Origin of the sequence: Gilvibacter sp., from assembly GCF_965601605.1 — a bacterium.
GTDB lineage: Bacteria > Bacteroidota > Bacteroidia > Flavobacteriales > Flavobacteriaceae > Gilvibacter.
In genome coordinates, this window is record NZ_CBFCWJ010000018.1 from 55,174 (window position 1) to 72,802 (window position 17,629).

A 17,629-nucleotide genomic window follows, 5' to 3' on the forward strand; every position below is an offset into this window, starting at 1 on the left:
TTACGCCTCCATTTTTTTAAACAACAAGCAAGCGTTATGCCCTCCAAAACCGAAGGTATTACTCATGGCAACTTTCACTTCACGTGACTCTGCTTTGTTGAGTATAAGATTTAGATTCGGATCGATGTTCTCGTCTACCGTAGTGTGGTTGATCGTTGGAGGAACCAAGTCGTGCTGCATGGCCAAGATAGAAGCAATAGCTTCAATAGCTCCGGCGGCTCCTAAAAGGTGCCCAGTCATTGACTTTGTAGAATTGATGCTGATGTTGTTCGCGTGGTCTCCAAATACTTTAGAAATGGCCTTAAGTTCGGCAACATCTCCTAAAGGTGTTGAAGTTCCGTGGGTGTTGATATGATCAACTTCCTCTGGATTTAGTCCGGCGTTCTTTAAACAGTTCAGCATTACGGCCTCCACTCCGATACCGTCGGGATGTGGTGCAGTCATGTGGTGGGCATCGCTGGACATACCACCACCAAGAACCTCAGCATAGATCTTAGCGCCACGAGCCTTTGCGTGCTCATATTCTTCTAAGATCAATGCGCCTGCTCCTTCACCAAGTACAAATCCGTCGCGCGTAGCGTCAAAAGGACGACTCGCGGTTTCAGGACTCTCGTTTCTTGTAGAAAGGGCATGCATGGCATTGAAACCACCCATACCTGCAATAGTAACTGCTGCTTCAGAACCCCCAGTTACGATCACATCACAGTGACCCAATCGGATATAGTTCAAAGCATCGATCATGGCGTTCGCCGATGATGCACATGCGGATACAGTGGTGTAGTTCGGGCCCATGAACCCGTGTTTGATCGAGATATTACCTGGGGCAATATCCGCGATCATTTTGGGGATAAAGAAGGGGTTGAAACGCGGTGTTCCATCCCCTTCTGCATAATTTATAACTTCATCTTGAAAGGTCTGCAGCCCACCAATACCAGCTCCCCAGATAACACCAACTCTAAATTTATCAACCGCTTCAAGGTTGATACCAGCGTCTTTGATGGCTTCATCTGATGAGACCAAAGCGTATTGTGCAAATCGATCTAATTTACGGGCTTCTTTCCGGTCAAAATGATCTTGAGGATTATAGTTCTTAAGCTCGCAGGCGAATTTCGTTTTGAATTTCTCCGTATCGAAATAGGTAATAGGAGCGCAGCCGCTCTTTCCATTAGAAAGACCGTCCCAATATTCTTGAATATTACTTCCGATTGGGGTTAAGGCTCCAAGTCCTGTAACTACTACTCGCTTAAGTTCCATAGTAAAATTTACTTGGCTTCCTCTATATATGAAATTGCTTGTCCTACAGTGGCAATGTTTTCTGCTTGATCATCTGGAATCTGGATATCGAATTCTTTTTCGAACTCCATGATAAGCTCTACAGTGTCCAATGAGTCGGCTCCAAGATCGTTTGTAAAACTCGCTTCGTTAACTACTTCGTTTTCATCAACTCCTAGTTTGTCAACGATAATCGCCTTTACTCGTGATGCAATGTCTGACATAATGTTTGTTTTTAAGGTTTTAATTAAGTGGCAAAAATAAAATATTTTAAATTAAAACAGCATTTTGGCTACAAAATGTAACTCCAATGTAATCAATTTTAATAGAAGTAATTCTGATTTGCCTTACTTTTGTGATTTATACTAATTTACTAGTTTCAAACCCCCCATTTTACGGTCTATGAAGCCCAAAATTGTGATCTTTGCCTCCGGAAACGGTACCAACGCAGAAAACATCATCAAATACTTCCAGACTACGGAGACCGCCGAGGTGGTTCAAGTGCTGTCTAACAAGAAGGATGCCAAAGTTTTAGCTCGTGCTGAGGCTTTAAACGTTACTGCTGATTCCTTTTCAAAATCCGACCTCAACGACCCGGAGATCATTGGGAAGAGACTTTCAGAAATTGATCCTGATCTTATTGTACTTGCTGGATTTCTACTGAAGATCCCTGAATATATGGTGACGGATTTCCCAGATAAGATCATTAATATTCATCCCGCCCTATTACCTCACTACGGTGGCAAAGGCATGTACGGCATGCACGTGCATAGAGCAGTTGTGGAAAACGGAGAGACCCAAAGCGGGATCACTATCCACTTTGTAAATGAACACTATGACGAAGGTGGGATCATCTTTCAAGCTAAAACTCGCTTAACTCCTGAGGACAGTCCTGAGGATGTCGCTGCGAAAATTCACAAATTGGAATACGAACACTTCCCTCAGGTTCTAGAAAACTTGATCCTCTCCTTATAGTAATGGCCAAAAAGAAAAAATACTATGTAGTCTGGTACGGCCTTCAAACTGGCATCTTTGAAACCTGGGAAGCCTGTCAAAAGGCTATTAAAGGGGTGAAAGGAGCCCAATACAAGTCTTTTGAAAATAGATTGGAAGCGCAGAAAGCCTATTATCAAGGAGAATATGAAGACTATAAAGGTAAAGGCGGTTCCAAGAAAAAAACACTAACTCCAGAAGAGAAGGCAGCCTATGGTGAACCCGAATTATATTCCATTGCTGTAGATGCAGCCTCAAGCGGGAATCCTGGTCTTATGGAATACCGCGGAGTGGACACCCAAACCAAAGAACAACTTTTTCATCAAGGCCCTTTTAAACAAGGCACTAATAATGTAGGAGAATTCCTTGCACTGGTGCATGGCCTTGCTTATTTGGATAAGATCAAGAGTGATCGAATGCTCTATACCGATTCCCGAATTGCTTGGGGATGGGTCAAAAGAAAGAAGTGTAATACCAAACTCAAGCGCACCGCTGCGAACAAGCAACTCTTTGAACTTATTGCCCGTGCCGAGCACTGGTTAAAGACCCACAAATACAAGACCAAAATTGCCAAATGGGAGACCAAAGCCTGGGGGGAAATCCCAGCTGATTTCGGCAGAAAATAATTCCATCTACCTCATTTTTAACAGCTTCTTTGTAATGACAAAGGCAGTTTTACTACCAAAGGATAAAAATTGCTATGAAGAAGATTGTCCAATTATTGATCCTTTGCTGCGTGCTGCAAGTCAGCGCTCAGCAGCAATGGGAACTCAAAAAGTCTGTGGATCAAATTGAGATCTTCACCAGAGACACTCCGCAAAAGCCCATAAAAGAATACAAAGCCATCACCACGGTTAATGCCCCCATGAAAGCTGTGATACACGAACTATTAACAGCTCCAGCCTATAATGATATGTGTGAATCTGGAGTCAGTTACTATTTACGCTCTCCAGAAAAGGACAAACACCTCTTCTATGCCCAAAAGTCTTTGCCTTGGCCCGTAAGAGATCGGGATGTGATCACCTTGCTCACCGTAAAAAGAATCAGCCCAAATAAAGTTAAGTTACTCTTAGAAAGCGCCCCTGCAGCTTTGCCGGAACAAGACAATATGATCCGCATCAATGAACTTATGGGCTATTGGTTGTTGGAAGAAATGGACGGGAAGACCAAGGTCACACAGGTCATGTTCATCGATCCCAACGGAAGCTTGCCGCCATTTGTGGTTAATGCACTTTTGGTAAAAGGCCCACTAAAAACCTTCAGGGAGCTGCGCTTAGCGGTGCAACCATAATGTGCTTGAATACGAATCAACACAACCCTTGAGGTTCGGAATTAAGAATGTATATTTGCAGCGCAGAACCAAAGGCAAATTATGAGTAAACTAGTGATCGTTGGAACCGTAGCTTTCGACGCCATTGAAACCCCATTTGGGAAGACCGATAAAATACTCGGTGGAGCAGCAACTTTTATAGGTTTAGCCGCTTCACAGTTCAACACAGATGCAGCCTTGGTTTCTGTAGTGGGAGGAGATTTTCCGCAGTCGTACTTAGACATGCTCAAAGGAAAGGACCTCAACATTGAAGGTGTGGAGATCGTTCCTGACGGGAAAACCTTCTTTTGGAGTGGTAAATACCACCACGACATGAATTCCAGAGACACCCTAGTAACAGAACTCAATACCCTCGCAGATTTTGACCCTGTAGTGCCTGCAGATTACCGTGATGCACGCGTAGTGATGCTGGGTAACCTGCACCCGAACATTCAGTTGGGCGTAATTGAGCAAATGGAGCAAAAGCCAGAGCTTATCGTTTTGGATACGATGAACTTTTGGATGGACAACTCTTGGGATGAGCTCTTGAATGTGATTAAAAAGATCGACGTGATCACCATTAACGATGAAGAAGCGCGTCAGCTTACTGGAGAATACTCTTTGGTAACTGCGGCTAAGAAGATTCGTGAAATGGGTCCTAAATATGTAGTGATCAAAAAAGGAGAGCACGGAGCGCTTCTTTTTGATGAGAATGAGATTTTCTATGCGCCAGCACTGCCATTAGAAGAAGTGTTTGACCCAACAGGAGCAGGAGACACCTTTGCCGGTGGTTTTTCAGGTTACCTGTCTCAGGTAGAGACCATCAACTTTGAAACCATGAAACAAGCCATCATTTACGGTGCTTGTTTGGCCTCGTTCTGTGTCGAAAAATTTGGGACTAGACGTATGGAAGACCTCAGCAAAGCCGAGGTGCATCAGCGCTTGATGCAGTTCAAACAATTGACTCAATTTGAAATAGAGATAGATTAACACGCGCCCAATTACGGGCGTTTTTTATTGTAAGGAATACAACCATGAGTGACGCATTAAAACACGAATGTGGGATTGCAATGATCCGATTGCTAAAGCCTTTGGAATACTACAAAAAGAAGTATGGAAGCGCTTTTTACGGGGTCAACAAGATGTATCTGATGATGGAAAAGCAGCACAACCGTGGACAAGACGGCGCTGGCTTTGCGAGCATCAAGCTCGATGTGGAACCGGGACAGCGTTATATTTCTCGTGTGCGCTCTCACGCTTCACAACCGATTCAGGATATCTTCTCTCAGATCAATGAACGAATCAATGCAGAACTTAGTGAGCACCCTGAATATGCCGATGATGTAGAAGCTCAAAAAAAGAACATTCCTTATATCGGGGAATTGCTTTTAGGGCACGTTCGCTACGGAACTTTTGGTAAAAATAGTGTGGAGAATGTTCACCCGTTCTTGCGTCAAAACAACTGGATGCACCGCAATTTGATCATTGCGGGTAACTTTAATATGACCAACACCAATCAGCTGTTCAACAATTTGATCAAGCTTGGAATGCATCCAAAGGAAAAGGCCGATACCATTACTGTAATGGAAAAGATCGGGCACTTTTTAGACGATGCGGTTCGCAAACTATACAAGCAAGCTAAATCCAAAGGGCTTAATAAAAAAGATGCCTCTCCTTATATAGTAGACAATTTAAACGTGGCTAAAGTGCTTCGTAAATCCTCTAGGGATTGGGACGGGGGCTATGCTATGGCCGGACTTCTTGGTCACGGTGATTCCTTTGTACTTAGAGATCCTGCGGGAATTAGACCTGCTTATTTTTACAAGGATGACGAAGTGGTCGTAGTGGCCTCAGAACGCCCAGCGATCCAGACGGTTTTCAATGTTCCTTTCGATGCGGTTGAAGAACTTGAACCTGGACATGCCATCATAGTTCGCAAATCTGGGCAAGTAAAGATCTCTCAGATCTTAGAGCCACTAGAGCGTAAGTCTTGTTCTTTTGAACGTATCTATTTCTCCAGAGGATCTGATGCAGAGATTTATCAAGAGCGCAAAGAATTGGGACGCCTTTTGATGCCAGATGTGCTCAAAGCGATTGATCACGATACCACCAACACGGTGTTCTCTTTCATTCCCAATACTGCAGAGACTTCTTTCTACGGTATGGTAGAAGCTGCTCAGGATGAACTCAATCAGCAGAAAAATAAAGCCATCCTAGATAAGGCTGGGGAATTGTCCAAAGAGGACCTATTGGCCATTCAGGAGCGCAAAATTCGAACGGAAAAAATTGCCATAAAAGATGTAAAGCTGCGTACTTTCATCACAGAAGACAGCAGTCGGGATGATTTGGTGGCCCACGTTTATGATGTGACTTATGGAGTGGTAAAACCGACGGACAATTTGGTAATCATTGACGATTCTATTGTACGCGGAACCACTTTGAAAAAGAGTATCCTTAAAATGCTAGACCGACTCAATCCTAAGCAAATTGTGGTAGTGAGCTCTGCACCGCAGATCCGATATCCGGATTGCTACGGAATTGATATGGCGCGTTTAGAAGATTTTGTGGCTTTCCAAGCTGCTTTAGCCTTGCATGAAGACCGAGGCACTTCAAGCGTTGTAGAAGAAATCTACAACAAATGTAAAGCCCAACACCACCTGCCAGATGCAGAAGTAACCAATTACGTTAAAGAACTCTACGATCCTTTTAGTGACCAAGAGCTCTCTGATAAGATCGCTGAGTTGCTTGCAGATGGATCCTCTTTGAATGCAGAAGTAAAGGTGTTGTTCCAATCTGTAGAGAAGCTTCACCAAGCTTGTCCAAAGAATTTGGGAGACTGGTATTTCACTGGTGACTACCCAACTGCTGGAGGGAAACGTGTTGTAAATCAGGCGTACATAAACTTCTTTGAGGGCAACCCAGAGCGAGCCTACTAAAATCTGTTAAAAAAACGAACCGTTTATCGATAGGCCTGTCGTTAATCGAGTTTAGGGCGTCCTTAATCTAAAAGTAGGAAAAGCCTTAATGGAAATTACTTGAATCGCTTATATTTGAATCACCATAGCATAAGTAGGTTAAGTTCATGGTAGATTTGGGGCAAAAAAAGGTAAACTCTCGTTTACCTTTTTTTATGCAGTAGAGTTAAGGTACGCCACAAGTCATTCCCCTTTCGATTCACCATATTAGCATTAAAGAATATAGAGTCCCAAATACGGAGAAGGGGTGACTTTTCTGTGGGTTTTGTAATTTATTAGAAGCTACAAAACCCACAGAAAAGGCGTTTTTACATTCTTAGTAAACTCTCGTCACTCTAGCGATTAAATCAATCCACACAACATCATTCTATGAACGATAGAAGTCCACAAGCGCCACTTTCAATAACAAAGGTATAAGCGAGTTGTACCACTGAGGCCTTCCGCTTACGCGGCTGCCTCATTCAAACATCCACTGGATGTTTGTTTGGTTTTACTTTGTAAAACTTCATTTCACCAATCTTTTTTTATTGGAATAAAGTGAACTAACGACCTCTTTGGCCTAATTACCGTGAAGTCTGGGCAGAGGAAGGTACTATTACGAATGACCTGACCATTTGGTCTTTTCCTACCTACCTATTGATCACAGATGGCGGAAAGATCAAGAGCCGCTTCAATAGCTTTAAAGACTTTCAAGCTACACTGCAACCGTAAAAGCATTTGTTAAAACTTCATGTTTTTCAGGGTTTTAACATTACCCTAGCATCGCGCAATAGTGGTTTTCTTTACTTTTAGCTATCATGTAAAATCAATTAGCTATGAAAAAACTAATCACTTTAGGTCTTTTAGGATTATTCCCTGTACTCTCTTTTGGGCAAAGTAGTTCCTCAACCAATTCGTTTCAACTCATCGAATCAGAACCTATAGTAGAGGTGGTTCATGCGGATTTTGACCAAGACGGTAAACTTGAGAAGATCACTTTGACCAAGGAGCGTCTTTCTAGTGTTGCAACGCTTGCTTATCAAGACAATGATGGGTCAGATCCAAAAACAATAGGGATCATTACCATTGATAGCGCTGATGAATTTTTCATTATTAAAACCGATGCCGACAAGGACAGTGATCTGGATATTGTCATTGCCGCCCAAAATAGTAACAGCTTTCAAGCAGAAACTAGCCTTTATAAATTCATCAATGAAGGGGATGGAAAATTCAAAAGTCAAACAGGACTTTAAAACTCGAAAAATCACTTTTTTGCTCCGAAAATCTGCAAAGTAGATTTTGTGAGAATTCTTTACAATTGTAAGAAAACCCTTATAATACCTGCCTTTTACTGAGGTTAAACCGTAACTATTTCGGTAGAAAATGCTTTTTAACGATTTAACCGGTTTTTTATCTAATAATTAAGAATTACTGAGATTTATTAGATTATATTTGAGCTTACCATAGCATAAGTAGGTTAAGTTCATGGTAGATTTGGGGCAAAAAAAGGTAAACTCTCGTTTACCTTTTTTTATTGGAATAAAGTCAAGAAAAGTCCCAAGTTTTTCCTCTTTCAATTCATCATTTTAGCATTAAAGAATTTCGAGCCCCAAATATGGAGAAGGGGTGGCTTTTCTGTGGGTTTTGTAAATTATTAGAAGCTACAAAACCCACAGAAAAGACGTATCACATTCTTGGTAAACTCTGCTGAAAGCAAATCTCAACTAAAGCTTACCTGAGGTCAGAAATCTCAAAGAACGTTTGCAACTTCTTTGTACATTTAGAAATGCCCAAAACCCAATACTACGTTTACGTTGTGGAACTCTCCAAAAGAGTATTTACAGAGAATGCAAAATTCCGCAACGCCAATCCACAATTCAACGGGGTGCTTCAGTGCTTGTATGTGGGTATGACCAGCACCAGTCCTCGTGAGCGTTTCGCTCAGCATAAATCGGGCTACATCAGTAAAAAAGGTCATAGGATTTCTGTCAAACTAGTTGAAAAATACGGGCTCTACTTGCGTCCTAGTTTGTACAATCATCTCAACCCGCTACCCAACCGAGCTGCTGCTTTGAAAATGGAAGAAGCTCTTGCCATGGAACTGCGTAGGAAGCGCTATGCAGTTTGGTACAACTAAACTATTTTAAGTATCTTTATTTCAACTACTTAACACAATGATCGCAGACTACAAAAGGCTTTTTATATTACTTGCGAGTGGCTTCAGCTTACTGCTGATACCTGCTGTGGCCATGCAATTTAGCTCTGAGGTAAATTGGGGTAAAGAAGACTTTATAATTGCAGGTTTGTTGATCATTGGCACCGTGCTTTTCATAGAGATCGCTTTGCGCAAGTTCAAAAATCAAAAGAATAAGGGACTCCTTGTTTTGGCCATAGTGTTTTTCGCCATTCTACTCTTTATGGAAATGGCCGTGGGTCTTTTTGGCTCTCCTATTGCTGGGGACTGATCTGAGCAAACATTTTTCATTCATCCACCATTTTTTAAGGCGTTGCACCGTATCTTTAGATTAGATTTTATACCGATGTCACTGCTCAAAAATTCATGTATACTTCTTTCTCTGATGCTCATACCCATGCTGGGGTACGGACAGCAAAAGTTAGAAAATGAAGTCCGCATTTCACGATCTGAAGTACCTAAAATCGCCCTGGAATTCATAGACACGGCGCCCTTTAAAAAAAAGGTGCGTTGGTATAAAGAGTACTTTTTGGGCGGAACTTCTGTAGAGGCTAAAACACGTTTCAATGGTAAACGCTACAGCATTGAATTTGATGTCGACGGAAATCTGGAAGACGTGGAGATCGATCACCCTTGGAAACAAGCGCCAGAGCCCGTTCGTCAGCGTATGGAAGACTATTTAGAAGAGCAGTTTGAACGCTACAGTCTGGATAAATTGCAATTTCAATACTCAGGCGCCACCCACCAAGTCTTTGAATGGCTACACGGTCGCTTGGCTGCCTCCACACTTCAATTGCGCTATGAAGTGGTGATCCACACTAAAGTCAAGGGCCGTTTTAAACGCTTTGAAGTACTCTTTGATGACAATGGCAACTACATAAAATCCGCAGAGTTCATTCCTAAGAACGTAGACAATATTGAATACTAGAAAGACCCTTTTTATAGTGGTGGCCTTAGTATTCTCTACCACCACTTACGGACAAAGCGAATATCAATTCGGGATCTTGCCTGCCATTAATTTGAACAAGGGTTTGAAGCAGGGTTACAAGATCAATTTCAAAGTGGAATCCAGACAAGCCTTTGAGCAAGGATTGTTTGAGGATGACAACCCTTTTGAGTACGACTACATCCTCACCGATTTCACCACTTTATTGGCCAAGAAAGTGGCTTACAACAAGACCGTGACCGTGGGTTATCTTTTTAGAGTTCGCGGGGATCAGATCGTGCATCGCAGTATTCAGCAATACATCTGGACCAACAACCTGCCGCGCTTTAGGCTCTCTCACCGTATCGCTGCAGATCAGACCTTCAATTCCCAAAGTGCTCCCGAGTTCCGATTGCGCTATCGATTGGCTTCTCAAATTCCATTTAATGGAGAAACCGTTGATCCCAAGGAATTCTACCTCAAGGTCAACAACGAATACCTCAACCAATTTGAATCGGGCTCCTATGATCTAGAAGTCCGTCTCACGCCCTTTTTAGGATACAGCATTACGGATAAAAAGAAGCTGGAGTTTGGTTTGGATTATCGCGTCAATTCATTTCTGGACGGACCTGCATCCCACCGATTTTGGATTGCCTTGAACTATTATTTAAGTCTTTAGTGTACTTTAGGGCTACAACTGCATGACTATGGCATCTGATTCCTATTTTGTAGAATACGTCGTTGAGCAAATTGGCCCGGCCGGGGATATTCTGTGTAAAAAGATGTTCGGAGAATACGGATTGTACTGTAATGGCAAGTTGTTTGGGATGGTGTGCGATGATAAATTCTTTGTCAAACCAACTCAGGCCGGACGAGCCTACATCGGTTCACCTACTGAAGCTCCCGCATACCCTGGAGCCAAAAATTCTTTCCTGATTGAAGAACAATTGGATGACAGCTCATGGCTTTGTGGTTTAGTGCAATGTACGGTTGCAGAATTGCCGGAACCCAAACCCAAAAAGAAAAAGAAATGATCAAACAATTCCTGCACATTGTCCTAATAATCTTTGGCTTTCAAGCTCAGGCTCAAATAGAATCAAATCCCGAGCCTCTAGAAATTGAAAAGCGCATAGATGTTGGCGATAAGACTGGTAAGGAGGTTATGTCCTGCTTGTCTGAACTGTTCCTGCTCCCAGGAAAAATGGAGACAGAAGGTGAGATTTCAGAAAATACCACCGTCTATGGTGAATGGACCTATAATTATTATGTAAGTCCTAACAACACTCCTGCCGGCGCTGTTTATTTCAAATACGAATTCAAAATGGATGGGCAGATGTTGGTGGCCCGCTTCTTTGATTTTACTCACGATCCTGAGGATAGCGAATTTGAAGCCTTAGGCCCTGTGCCTCAAGCCTGGAATGAAGGAGTAAGTGCGGTTTTTACCCAAAAGCAGTACAAAGAGATCTGGTACGATATTTCTTTTAATTCCTCCAACCTCATCCGTTTGGCTCAAAAATACTGCGTGAACAAATAAACCGTCACGACTGCTGGCGAATTGGAGTAAAAAGATATTTTCCTTTTCTTTAAGGTGATGGTCTAAACCTGTTCACTCAATGAAAGGGTAGCTTCCCTCATTCTAACTTTCCATTAACAACTGGCTCATCTAGCTTTATTGGAAACGTAAAAAAATGATCTTATGAAATCAGTTTTTAATCTTAAGAAAAGGCACATTAAGCCTTTAAGTTTTCTAGGGCTTTGCTTATTGCTGGGCCTATTTGCAAACCCTGCCTTTGGGCAAACACGCACCGTTAGTGGCCAAGTGTCTAGTGCAGACGGTCCTTTAGAAGGAGCCACGGTTATTTTAAAGGGTTCCTTGGAATATGTGTTGACCGATGAGGATGGAAAATTTGTATTTCCAAGCGACCTCAATGAGAATGACGTTCTTATCATTACTTCTTTAGGTCTGGAGGATGCCGAGGTGACCATTGGAGCTGACACTACTTTTGTCAACCCGATTCTCGCAGACGATCCGGTAGTGATCATTGCAGCCTTGCGAACAGAACCGTCTAAAAAAGCAGACGATCCAGAGCAGCAATAAGCCATGCGAAAACTTTTGCAAATAATCATCTTTGCCTTTGTGGTAACCACGCAGGCGCAGCGCAGTGATTTTGACCAGGTCGATCTCACTCGTGCAGAAGCGCTTGCCCGTGACCATAAAGGCGAGGATCTTTATGCCCTACCTATTCTGGTGCACAATTTAACGGCTCCTTTAGCTACGGATGTGGAACGGTTTAGAGCCATTTACCTCTGGGTCTGTCAAAACATCAAAGGAGATTACCCCATGATGCTGGAGAACGACAAAATGCGTCGCAAGCTGCATACGGACAGTTTGGCTCTAGTCACGTGGAACAACCAATTCAAAAAAGAGATCTTTCAGATCCTTAGAAAAAAGAAACGCACCACTTGCAGCGGTTATTCCTATTTGATCAAGGAGATGGCAGAGTTGGCAGGTATTGAAGCCGTTATTGTAGACGGATACGGCCCTATCAACAAACTTAAGATTGAGCGTCTTAAAATTCCAAACCACTCGTGGAATGCGGTAAAACTGAATGACAAATGGTATCTCTGCGATGCTACATGGGCTGCAGGCTACACCGATTTGACCACCTACCTTTTTGAGTTTGATTATGACGATCAGTATTGGCTTATGCCACCGGAAGAGTTTGCCAAAACACATCAGCCGGAAGATCCGCAATGGACACTCTTACCCCTTGCACAAAACTAAAAAGCCACTCCTTTCGAAGTGGCTTTATTATTTAAAGGCGGTTAAAATTATTTACCAGCCTCGTAGTTTTTAGAAACCTGATCCCAGTTGATCACATTAAAGAATGCTTGTACATAATCAGGTCTGCGGTTCTGATAGTTTAGGTAGTAAGCGTGCTCCCAAACATCAATTCCCATAATTGGAGTTCCTCCACAAGCCACATCTGGCATCAATGGATTGTCTTGGTTTGGCGTAGAGCAAACTTCTACTTTTCCGCCAGGATGAACGCACAACCATGCCCATCCAGATCCAAAACGAGTTCCCGCAGCAGCAGCAAAAGCATCTTTGAATCCTTCATAGCTACCGTAAGCTTCGTTAATGGCATCGGCTAATGCTCCAGATGGATTTCCTCCACCGTTTGGAGACATTACTTCCCAGAACAAACGGTGGTTGTAGAACCCACCTCCATTGTTACGCACAGCGCCGTTAGACATGTCTAAGTTTTGTAAAATATCTTCAATGGACTTACCGGCTAGGTCAGTTCCTTCAATAGCTGCGTTTAGCTTGTTGGTATATCCTGCGTGATGCTTTCCGTGGTGGATTTCCATGGTACGCGCATCGATGTGTGGTTCAAGTGCATCGTGGGCGTATGGTAAGGCTGGTAGTTCAAATGACATATTTCTGTGTTTTATATTAAACGTCTTGTTTTAAGTGGTATAAAGATACGAATAAGCTGGGGGACAATTAAGCTTCTATATTATAAGATTGTTATGCGGGAATAATCTAGATTTATACCTAATTTTAAGTGCATCTCAATTACTTACCCATCAAAGCTACAGCTGCCGAATCACCCTTTACTGTCTATGCCGCCTCTGCCGGGAGCGGAAAGACCTTTGCTTTGGTAAAGCGTTACCTCTGTCAAATCCTTAAAGGAACTCATTCTGATGCCTATCGATCCCTTTTGGCCATCACCTTTACCAATAAAGCAGTTGCAGAGATGAAATCGAGAATCTTGGAGCAGTTGGTCCACTTTGCGGCGTATCAACAGGATGATGAACTTACCCCAATGCAGTATGAGGTAAGTGCCAGTCTTGACATTAAACCTGATCAACTCGCAATCCGATCTGCGCGGGTGCTCAAAGATCTGCTCCACAACTACGGGGCTTTTGCTGTGGAAACCATTGACAGCTTTAATCACCGTCTGCTTAGAACATTCGCTAAGGATCTAGGCTTACGATCAGATTTTGAAGTGACTACAGAGGCAGATCTACTCTTGCAAGAAGCCGTGGAAGTCGTTTTATCACAGACAGGAACCGATGATTTCCTAACTCAAACTCTGGTAGACTTTGCCTTGCAAAACACGGAAGAAGACAGAAGTTGGGACCCTACTCGACAGTTGCAAGAAAAGGCTAAAATACTGTTGAATGAGAACAGTTTTGAGGCCCTGAACCGACTACAAACAAAGCAAACCGAAGACTTCAAAGCTTTAACCGATTTGCTGAAAAAGCAAAAGGAATCTGCACAAAAGAGCGTTGTGAAACATGCTGAATCTGCCATTGAACTGATCCGATCCAGTAATTTAGATTCCACTCACTTTAACCGCGGCACCTATCCTAACTTTATGGAAAAGCTCCGTACTGGGGCCGCCGTAAAATGGGAAGCTAAATGGCAAACTGATATTGAGAGCTACAGTTTTTACACCAAAACTCAAGAAGATTGGGTCAAAGCGGCGATAGATGAGATCCGAGAGGCACTTATTGAACACTTTCACAAGGCCAAAGAACAGGCCCTAGCTGCCGATTGGTATGAGCGTCTCTACCGTGAGATCATCCCGCTGACTGTGCTCAATTATATTCAACGGGAATACCAGGCCATCAAAGACGATCGGAATTTAGTTACTGTGGCAGAATTCAATCGACGCATACATCAAGAGATCAAATCCCAGCCAGCACCCTTTATTTATGAACGCTTAGGAGAGCGCTACCGCCATTTCTATATCGATGAGTTTCAGGATACCTCTGCCATGCAGTGGAACAACCTGATTCCACTCATTGACAATGCCTTGTCTCAGCAGGATCAGAATCAACAACAGGGAAGTTTATTGGTTGTGGGAGATGCAAAACAGTCCATTTACCGCTGGCGTGGTGGTCTGCCTGAACAATTCTTAGGCTTAAGTGCGGGTCAGACTCCCTTTGCTATCCCTGGAGACCTAAAGGAACTCGGGAAAAATTGGCGTTCCTACAGCAAGGTCATTGAATTCAACAATGGTCTTTTCAAATTTTTAGGTGGACACCTACCCGCTGGTCCTTATCGAGACTGTTATAACGATCAAGCCGAACAAGAGATCAGTGATAAAATTGGCGGCTATGTAAGCATTGACTTTTTTGAAGCTGCAAAGCGAGAAGAAAGCGAACCCCAATACATAGAAGCAGTAAAATCACGAATTGATCAATGTCTTGAACAGGGCTATCGCTTGAAAGACATTTGTGTGCTTACCAGAAAGAAAGATGACAGTAAGATTTTGGCGCAAGCCTTGCAGGAAAGTTATCCTGTAGTTTCACCAGACAGCCTGCTGCTGAAGGAGTCTGGCGTGGTACAATTCTTTTTGGGTGGATTGAGGCTGAGGGAAAATGCCGAAGACCCTGAAACGCGCTTACATTTTCTGTGGAACTACCTAGAAATACATCTGGAAAAGGAACAAGACCATTTGTGGTTAGAGGCAGTGAGCCGCACTGGTGTTGCTGCCCTGACTGAAACCCTGGAGCGTTTGAAGATCAACTTCTCTTTAGAACACCTCAACAGCCTGGGCTTGTATGAAGCTTTGGAGTATCTGATCCGGTGTTTTGAATTGGAAGGACAAATTACTGCCTATGAACGGCATTTCTTGGACTTGGCTCGTAGCTTTGAACAACAGAATAACAATGCTACCACGCATTTTCTGGAGGATTGGAAAAAACAGGAAGATGCTGCCAGTCTTCAATTCCCTGAGGATATGGATGCGATTCGACTCATGACGGTACACAAATCCAAAGGCTTGGAATTCCCCGTGGTGATCATTCCTTTTACCGATTCGGAATTGATCAACAAGCGCAACGAACACTTGTGGTATTCTGTAAACCCTGATGATTATTGTGGGTTCACGGAATTTCATCTGCCAATTACCGCGCTTAAGGCTCAAGACCCACAAACCTATGAGGCCTATCTGGAACAGCGCTTATTTGATGAACTCAACGTCTGGTATGTAGCCTTGACCCGTGCTGAAGAACAATTGCACCTAATAAGCAGTAGTTCCAAAGCCGATCTGAGATCTTTTGGAGGCATGCTGCGCACCTACCTGGAACATCGACAAGAAAGTGAGCAAACCCACTACCATTGGGGAACTTTTATGGAAAAGGAGTCTGAGCAGATTACGGAACCAAATATAGAATCCCCTTTTATCAGTACAGATAAAGGAACTAACAAGATCCGCCTTATTGCGAGTCCAAGAGACAAATATCAGCAAGACAATATAATGGCCCAACAGCGGGGGAACCGCCTTCATCTCTGGCTTTCTCGGATAGACAATGAAGAAGACTTGCCGCGATTGTTTGAAAAACTTGAGGTAATTGCGCGCTATTCCAGAAAACAATTGGCTGCAGATCAAAACTTGCTAGCTCAGTTGATCAGTCATCCAGAACTCAGCGCCTATTTTAAAGTAGGCGTGGATTCCAAAAATGAAGCAGCTATAATTGATCAGACGGGTGAGATCCATCGACCAGATCGTTTGGTCTTTGATGATGAAACCGTGGTGATCATTGATTATAAGTTTGGAAGTCCTGACACTTCCTATAAACAACAGCTAGACCGTTATCAATCCGCTCTGGAACAACTCGGCTATAAAACCTTTAAAAAAATACTCGTCTACGTAGAAGAAGAAATAAAACTCGAGACTTGGTAATTGGCTGAGGGATTGAATACCTTTGTAAAAAACCTTCTCATGTACGGAAAAATACAGCAGCATCTACAAAACGAGCTCGAAGCGATTCAAGAAGCTGGTCTCTTTAAAAAGGAGCGTGTGATCACCTCACCTCAGGGCCCCGAAATAAGCATCAGCACTGGAGAAACCGTGTTGAACTTTTGTGCTAATAATTACTTAGGCCTTTCTTCTCATCCAGAAGTCATCCAAGCAGCTAAAGACGCTATGGATACTCATGGTTTTGGGATGTCTTCAGTTCGATTCATCTGTGGGACCCAAGACATACATAAAACATTAGAGCAAAAGATTGCTGAATACTACGGTACAGAAGATACCATATTATACGCTGCAGCCTTTGACGCCAACGGCGGAGTGTTTGAACCACTTTTGACAAAAGAAGATGCGATCATATCAGACTCCTTGAACCACGCTTCCATTATTGATGGTGTTCGTTTGTGCAAAGCCGCGCGCTACCGTTATGAGAATAATAATATGGAAGATCTTGAAAAACAGCTAATCGCAGCCAATGAAAGTGGAGCTCGATTCAAGATCATTGTGACTGATGGTGTTTTCTCTATGGATGGTTTAGTAGCTCCCTTAGATCAGATTTGTGATCTGGCCGATAAGCACGACGCACTAGTCATGATTGATGAATGCCACGCTACTGGTTTTATTGGCCCAACAGGCCGAGGGACCTTAGAAGAAAAAGGGGTGATGGGACGTATTGACATTATCACTGGTACACTAGGAAAGGCCATGGGAGGAGCCATGGGAGGTTATACTACGGCTAAAAAGGAGGTCATTGAAATGTTGCGCCAACGTTCAAGACCTTATTTATTCTCCAATTCTTTGGCTCCAGCTATCGTTGGTGCCTCTATTAAGGTATTCGATATGCTTTCTAACGATACCAGCTTGCGCGATAAGCTAGAATCCAATACAGCCTACTTTAAGAAAGGTATGATGGATGCAGGTTTTGATATCATTGATGGGGATTCTGCCATAGTACCCGTAATGCTGTATGACGCTAAATTGTCTCAGCAAATGGCAGACCTTTTACTGGAAGAAGGAATTTATGTGATTGGGTTCTTTTATCCGGTGGTTCCAAAAGGAAAAGCACGCATCCGAGTACAGCTATCAGCGGCCCACGAAAAAGAGCATCTTGACAAGGCGATTGAGGCCTTCAAAAAAGTGGGTAAAAAGTTAAATGTAATTGGCTAAAAACCTAATTAGGCTCTAGAATAAAAGCTTATTACAAAATTTTTA

The 17,629-nt window shown here is 43.0% G+C and carries 19 protein-coding genes; 16 read left to right on the plus strand and 3 right to left on the minus strand.

What is annotated here, in order from left to right; all coding sequences use genetic code 11:
- Both fabF and ACSLP7_RS05115 read right to left on the minus strand, forming a co-directional pair.
- Complete coding sequence (gene fabF / locus ACSLP7_RS05110; RefSeq protein ID WP_272831074.1) at positions 1-1,254, minus strand: beta-ketoacyl-ACP synthase II; 1,254 nt, start codon at positions 1,252-1,254, stop codon at positions 1-3.
- 8 nt (positions 1,255-1,262) lie between these two features.
- Positions 1,263-1,496: an acyl carrier protein gene (locus tag ACSLP7_RS05115; RefSeq protein ID WP_034259990.1), complete on the minus strand. Its 234-nt coding sequence runs from the start codon at positions 1,494-1,496 to the stop codon at positions 1,263-1,265.
- A 178-nt stretch (positions 1,497-1,674) separates the two neighbouring features.
- Here ACSLP7_RS05115 and ACSLP7_RS05120 point away from each other — a divergent pair, with 178 nt between their 5' ends.
- From ACSLP7_RS05120 to ACSLP7_RS05185, 14 genes are all read left to right on the plus strand, one after another.
- Positions 1,675-2,247, plus strand: coding sequence for a phosphoribosylglycinamide formyltransferase (locus ACSLP7_RS05120; protein WP_435578312.1), 573 nt, complete (start codon positions 1,675-1,677; stop codon positions 2,245-2,247).
- A 2-nt stretch (positions 2,248-2,249) separates the two neighbouring features.
- Positions 2,250-2,891 carry a ribonuclease H1 domain-containing protein gene (locus tag ACSLP7_RS05125; RefSeq protein WP_435578313.1) on the plus strand — a complete coding sequence of 214 codons (642 nt, stop codon included), beginning with the start codon at positions 2,250-2,252 and terminating at the stop codon, positions 2,889-2,891.
- Positions 2,892-2,965: 74 nt separating this feature from the next.
- Positions 2,966-3,556, plus strand: a complete 591-nt coding sequence (locus ACSLP7_RS05130) for an START domain-containing protein (RefSeq protein ID WP_435578314.1) — start codon at positions 2,966-2,968, stop codon at positions 3,554-3,556.
- Between the two features lie 81 nt (positions 3,557-3,637).
- Positions 3,638-4,564 (plus strand): PfkB family carbohydrate kinase, encoded by a 927-nt coding sequence (locus ACSLP7_RS05135; protein ID WP_435578315.1) that lies wholly within the window; start codon positions 3,638-3,640, stop codon positions 4,562-4,564.
- A gap of 44 nt (positions 4,565-4,608) precedes the next feature.
- Positions 4,609-6,510, plus strand: a complete 1,902-nt coding sequence (locus ACSLP7_RS05140; protein WP_435578316.1) for an amidophosphoribosyltransferase — start codon at positions 4,609-4,611, stop codon at positions 6,508-6,510.
- A gap of 854 nt (positions 6,511-7,364) precedes the next feature.
- Positions 7,365-7,781 carry a hypothetical protein gene (locus ACSLP7_RS05145; RefSeq protein ID WP_435578317.1) on the plus strand — a complete coding sequence of 139 codons (417 nt, stop codon included), beginning with the start codon at positions 7,365-7,367 and terminating at the stop codon, positions 7,779-7,781.
- 533 nt (positions 7,782-8,314) lie between these two features.
- A complete protein-coding gene (locus ACSLP7_RS05150; protein WP_435578318.1) occupies positions 8,315-8,665 on the plus strand; it encodes a ribose-5-phosphate isomerase in 351 nt (116 codons plus the stop codon).
- Positions 8,666-8,702: 37 nt separating this feature from the next.
- Complete coding sequence (locus ACSLP7_RS05155; protein WP_435578319.1) at positions 8,703-8,993, plus strand: hypothetical protein; 291 nt, start codon at positions 8,703-8,705, stop codon at positions 8,991-8,993.
- A 75-nt stretch (positions 8,994-9,068) separates the two neighbouring features.
- Entirely contained in the window at positions 9,069-9,650 is a 582-nt protein-coding gene (locus ACSLP7_RS05160) for a hypothetical protein (RefSeq protein ID WP_435578320.1), read from the plus strand.
- Complete coding sequence (locus ACSLP7_RS05165) at positions 9,640-10,326, plus strand: DUF2490 domain-containing protein (protein ID WP_435578321.1); 687 nt, start codon at positions 9,640-9,642, stop codon at positions 10,324-10,326. Before ACSLP7_RS05160 ends, ACSLP7_RS05165 begins: the two co-directional genes overlap by 11 nt.
- Positions 10,327-10,354: 28 nt before the next feature.
- The gene (locus ACSLP7_RS05170; protein WP_435578322.1) at positions 10,355-10,681 is read left to right on the plus strand and encodes a TfoX/Sxy family protein; all 327 of its coding nucleotides are present in this window, start codon (positions 10,355-10,357) and stop codon (positions 10,679-10,681) included.
- Positions 10,678-11,181 carry a hypothetical protein gene (locus tag ACSLP7_RS05175; protein WP_435578323.1) on the plus strand — a complete coding sequence of 168 codons (504 nt, stop codon included), beginning with the start codon at positions 10,678-10,680 and terminating at the stop codon, positions 11,179-11,181. Before ACSLP7_RS05170 ends, ACSLP7_RS05175 begins: the two co-directional genes overlap by 4 nt.
- A 162-nt stretch (positions 11,182-11,343) precedes the next feature.
- A complete protein-coding gene (locus ACSLP7_RS05180) occupies positions 11,344-11,745 on the plus strand; it encodes a carboxypeptidase-like regulatory domain-containing protein (protein WP_435578324.1) in 402 nt (133 codons plus the stop codon).
- A gap of 3 nt (positions 11,746-11,748) precedes the next feature.
- Positions 11,749-12,432, plus strand: a complete 684-nt coding sequence (locus tag ACSLP7_RS05185) for a transglutaminase domain-containing protein (protein ID WP_435578325.1) — start codon at positions 11,749-11,751, stop codon at positions 12,430-12,432.
- 47 nt (positions 12,433-12,479) lie between these two features.
- On the opposite strand, the gene ACSLP7_RS05190 is transcribed toward ACSLP7_RS05185, so the two are convergent.
- Positions 12,480-13,088: a superoxide dismutase gene (locus ACSLP7_RS05190; RefSeq protein WP_272831049.1), complete on the minus strand. Its 609-nt coding sequence runs from the start codon at positions 13,086-13,088 to the stop codon at positions 12,480-12,482.
- A gap of 128 nt (positions 13,089-13,216) precedes the next feature.
- Between ACSLP7_RS05190 and ACSLP7_RS05195 the strand changes: the two genes are divergently transcribed.
- Positions 13,217-16,348 (plus strand): UvrD-helicase domain-containing protein, encoded by a 3,132-nt coding sequence (locus ACSLP7_RS05195; protein ID WP_435578326.1) that lies wholly within the window; start codon positions 13,217-13,219, stop codon positions 16,346-16,348.
- Positions 16,349-16,387: 39 nt separating this feature from the next.
- A complete protein-coding gene (gene kbl / locus ACSLP7_RS05200; RefSeq protein WP_435578327.1) occupies positions 16,388-17,584 on the plus strand; it encodes a glycine C-acetyltransferase in 1,197 nt (398 codons plus the stop codon).
- The last annotated feature ends 45 nt before the right edge of the window (positions 17,585-17,629 follow it).

Bases quoted from the DNA above. Each gene is read 5' to 3' on its own strand.
- ACSLP7_RS05180 (WP_435578324.1), top strand. From the start codon at position 11,344: ATGAAATCAGTTTTTAATCTTAAGAAAAGGCACATTAAGCCTTTAAGT.
- ACSLP7_RS05135 (WP_435578315.1), top strand. From the start codon at position 3,638: ATGAGTAAACTAGTGATCGTTGGAACCGTAGCTTTCGACGCCATTGAA.
- ACSLP7_RS05125 (WP_435578313.1), top strand. From the start codon at position 2,250: ATGGCCAAAAAGAAAAAATACTATGTAGTCTGGTACGGCCTTCAAACT.
- ACSLP7_RS05155 (WP_435578319.1), top strand. From the start codon at position 8,703: ATGATCGCAGACTACAAAAGGCTTTTTATATTACTTGCGAGTGGCTTC.
- fabF (WP_272831074.1), bottom strand. From the start codon at position 1,254: ATGGAACTTAAGCGAGTAGTAGTTACAGGACTTGGAGCCTTAACCCCA.
- ACSLP7_RS05170 (WP_435578322.1), top strand. From the start codon at position 10,355: ATGGCATCTGATTCCTATTTTGTAGAATACGTCGTTGAGCAAATTGGC.
- ACSLP7_RS05160 (WP_435578320.1), top strand. From the start codon at position 9,069: ATGTCACTGCTCAAAAATTCATGTATACTTCTTTCTCTGATGCTCATA.
- ACSLP7_RS05140 (WP_435578316.1), top strand. From the start codon at position 4,609: ATGAGTGACGCATTAAAACACGAATGTGGGATTGCAATGATCCGATTG.
- ACSLP7_RS05115 (WP_034259990.1), bottom strand. From the start codon at position 1,496: ATGTCAGACATTGCATCACGAGTAAAGGCGATTATCGTTGACAAACTA.
- ACSLP7_RS05130 (WP_435578314.1), top strand. From the start codon at position 2,966: ATGAAGAAGATTGTCCAATTATTGATCCTTTGCTGCGTGCTGCAAGTC.
- ACSLP7_RS05190 (WP_272831049.1), bottom strand. From the start codon at position 13,088: ATGTCATTTGAACTACCAGCCTTACCATACGCCCACGATGCACTTGAA.
- ACSLP7_RS05120 (WP_435578312.1), top strand. From the start codon at position 1,675: ATGAAGCCCAAAATTGTGATCTTTGCCTCCGGAAACGGTACCAACGCA.
- ACSLP7_RS05150 (WP_435578318.1), top strand. From the start codon at position 8,315: ATGCCCAAAACCCAATACTACGTTTACGTTGTGGAACTCTCCAAAAGA.
- ACSLP7_RS05175 (WP_435578323.1), top strand. From the start codon at position 10,678: ATGATCAAACAATTCCTGCACATTGTCCTAATAATCTTTGGCTTTCAA.
- ACSLP7_RS05185 (WP_435578325.1), top strand. From the start codon at position 11,749: ATGCGAAAACTTTTGCAAATAATCATCTTTGCCTTTGTGGTAACCACG.
- kbl (WP_435578327.1), top strand. From the start codon at position 16,388: ATGTACGGAAAAATACAGCAGCATCTACAAAACGAGCTCGAAGCGATT.
- ACSLP7_RS05145 (WP_435578317.1), top strand. From the start codon at position 7,365: ATGAAAAAACTAATCACTTTAGGTCTTTTAGGATTATTCCCTGTACTC.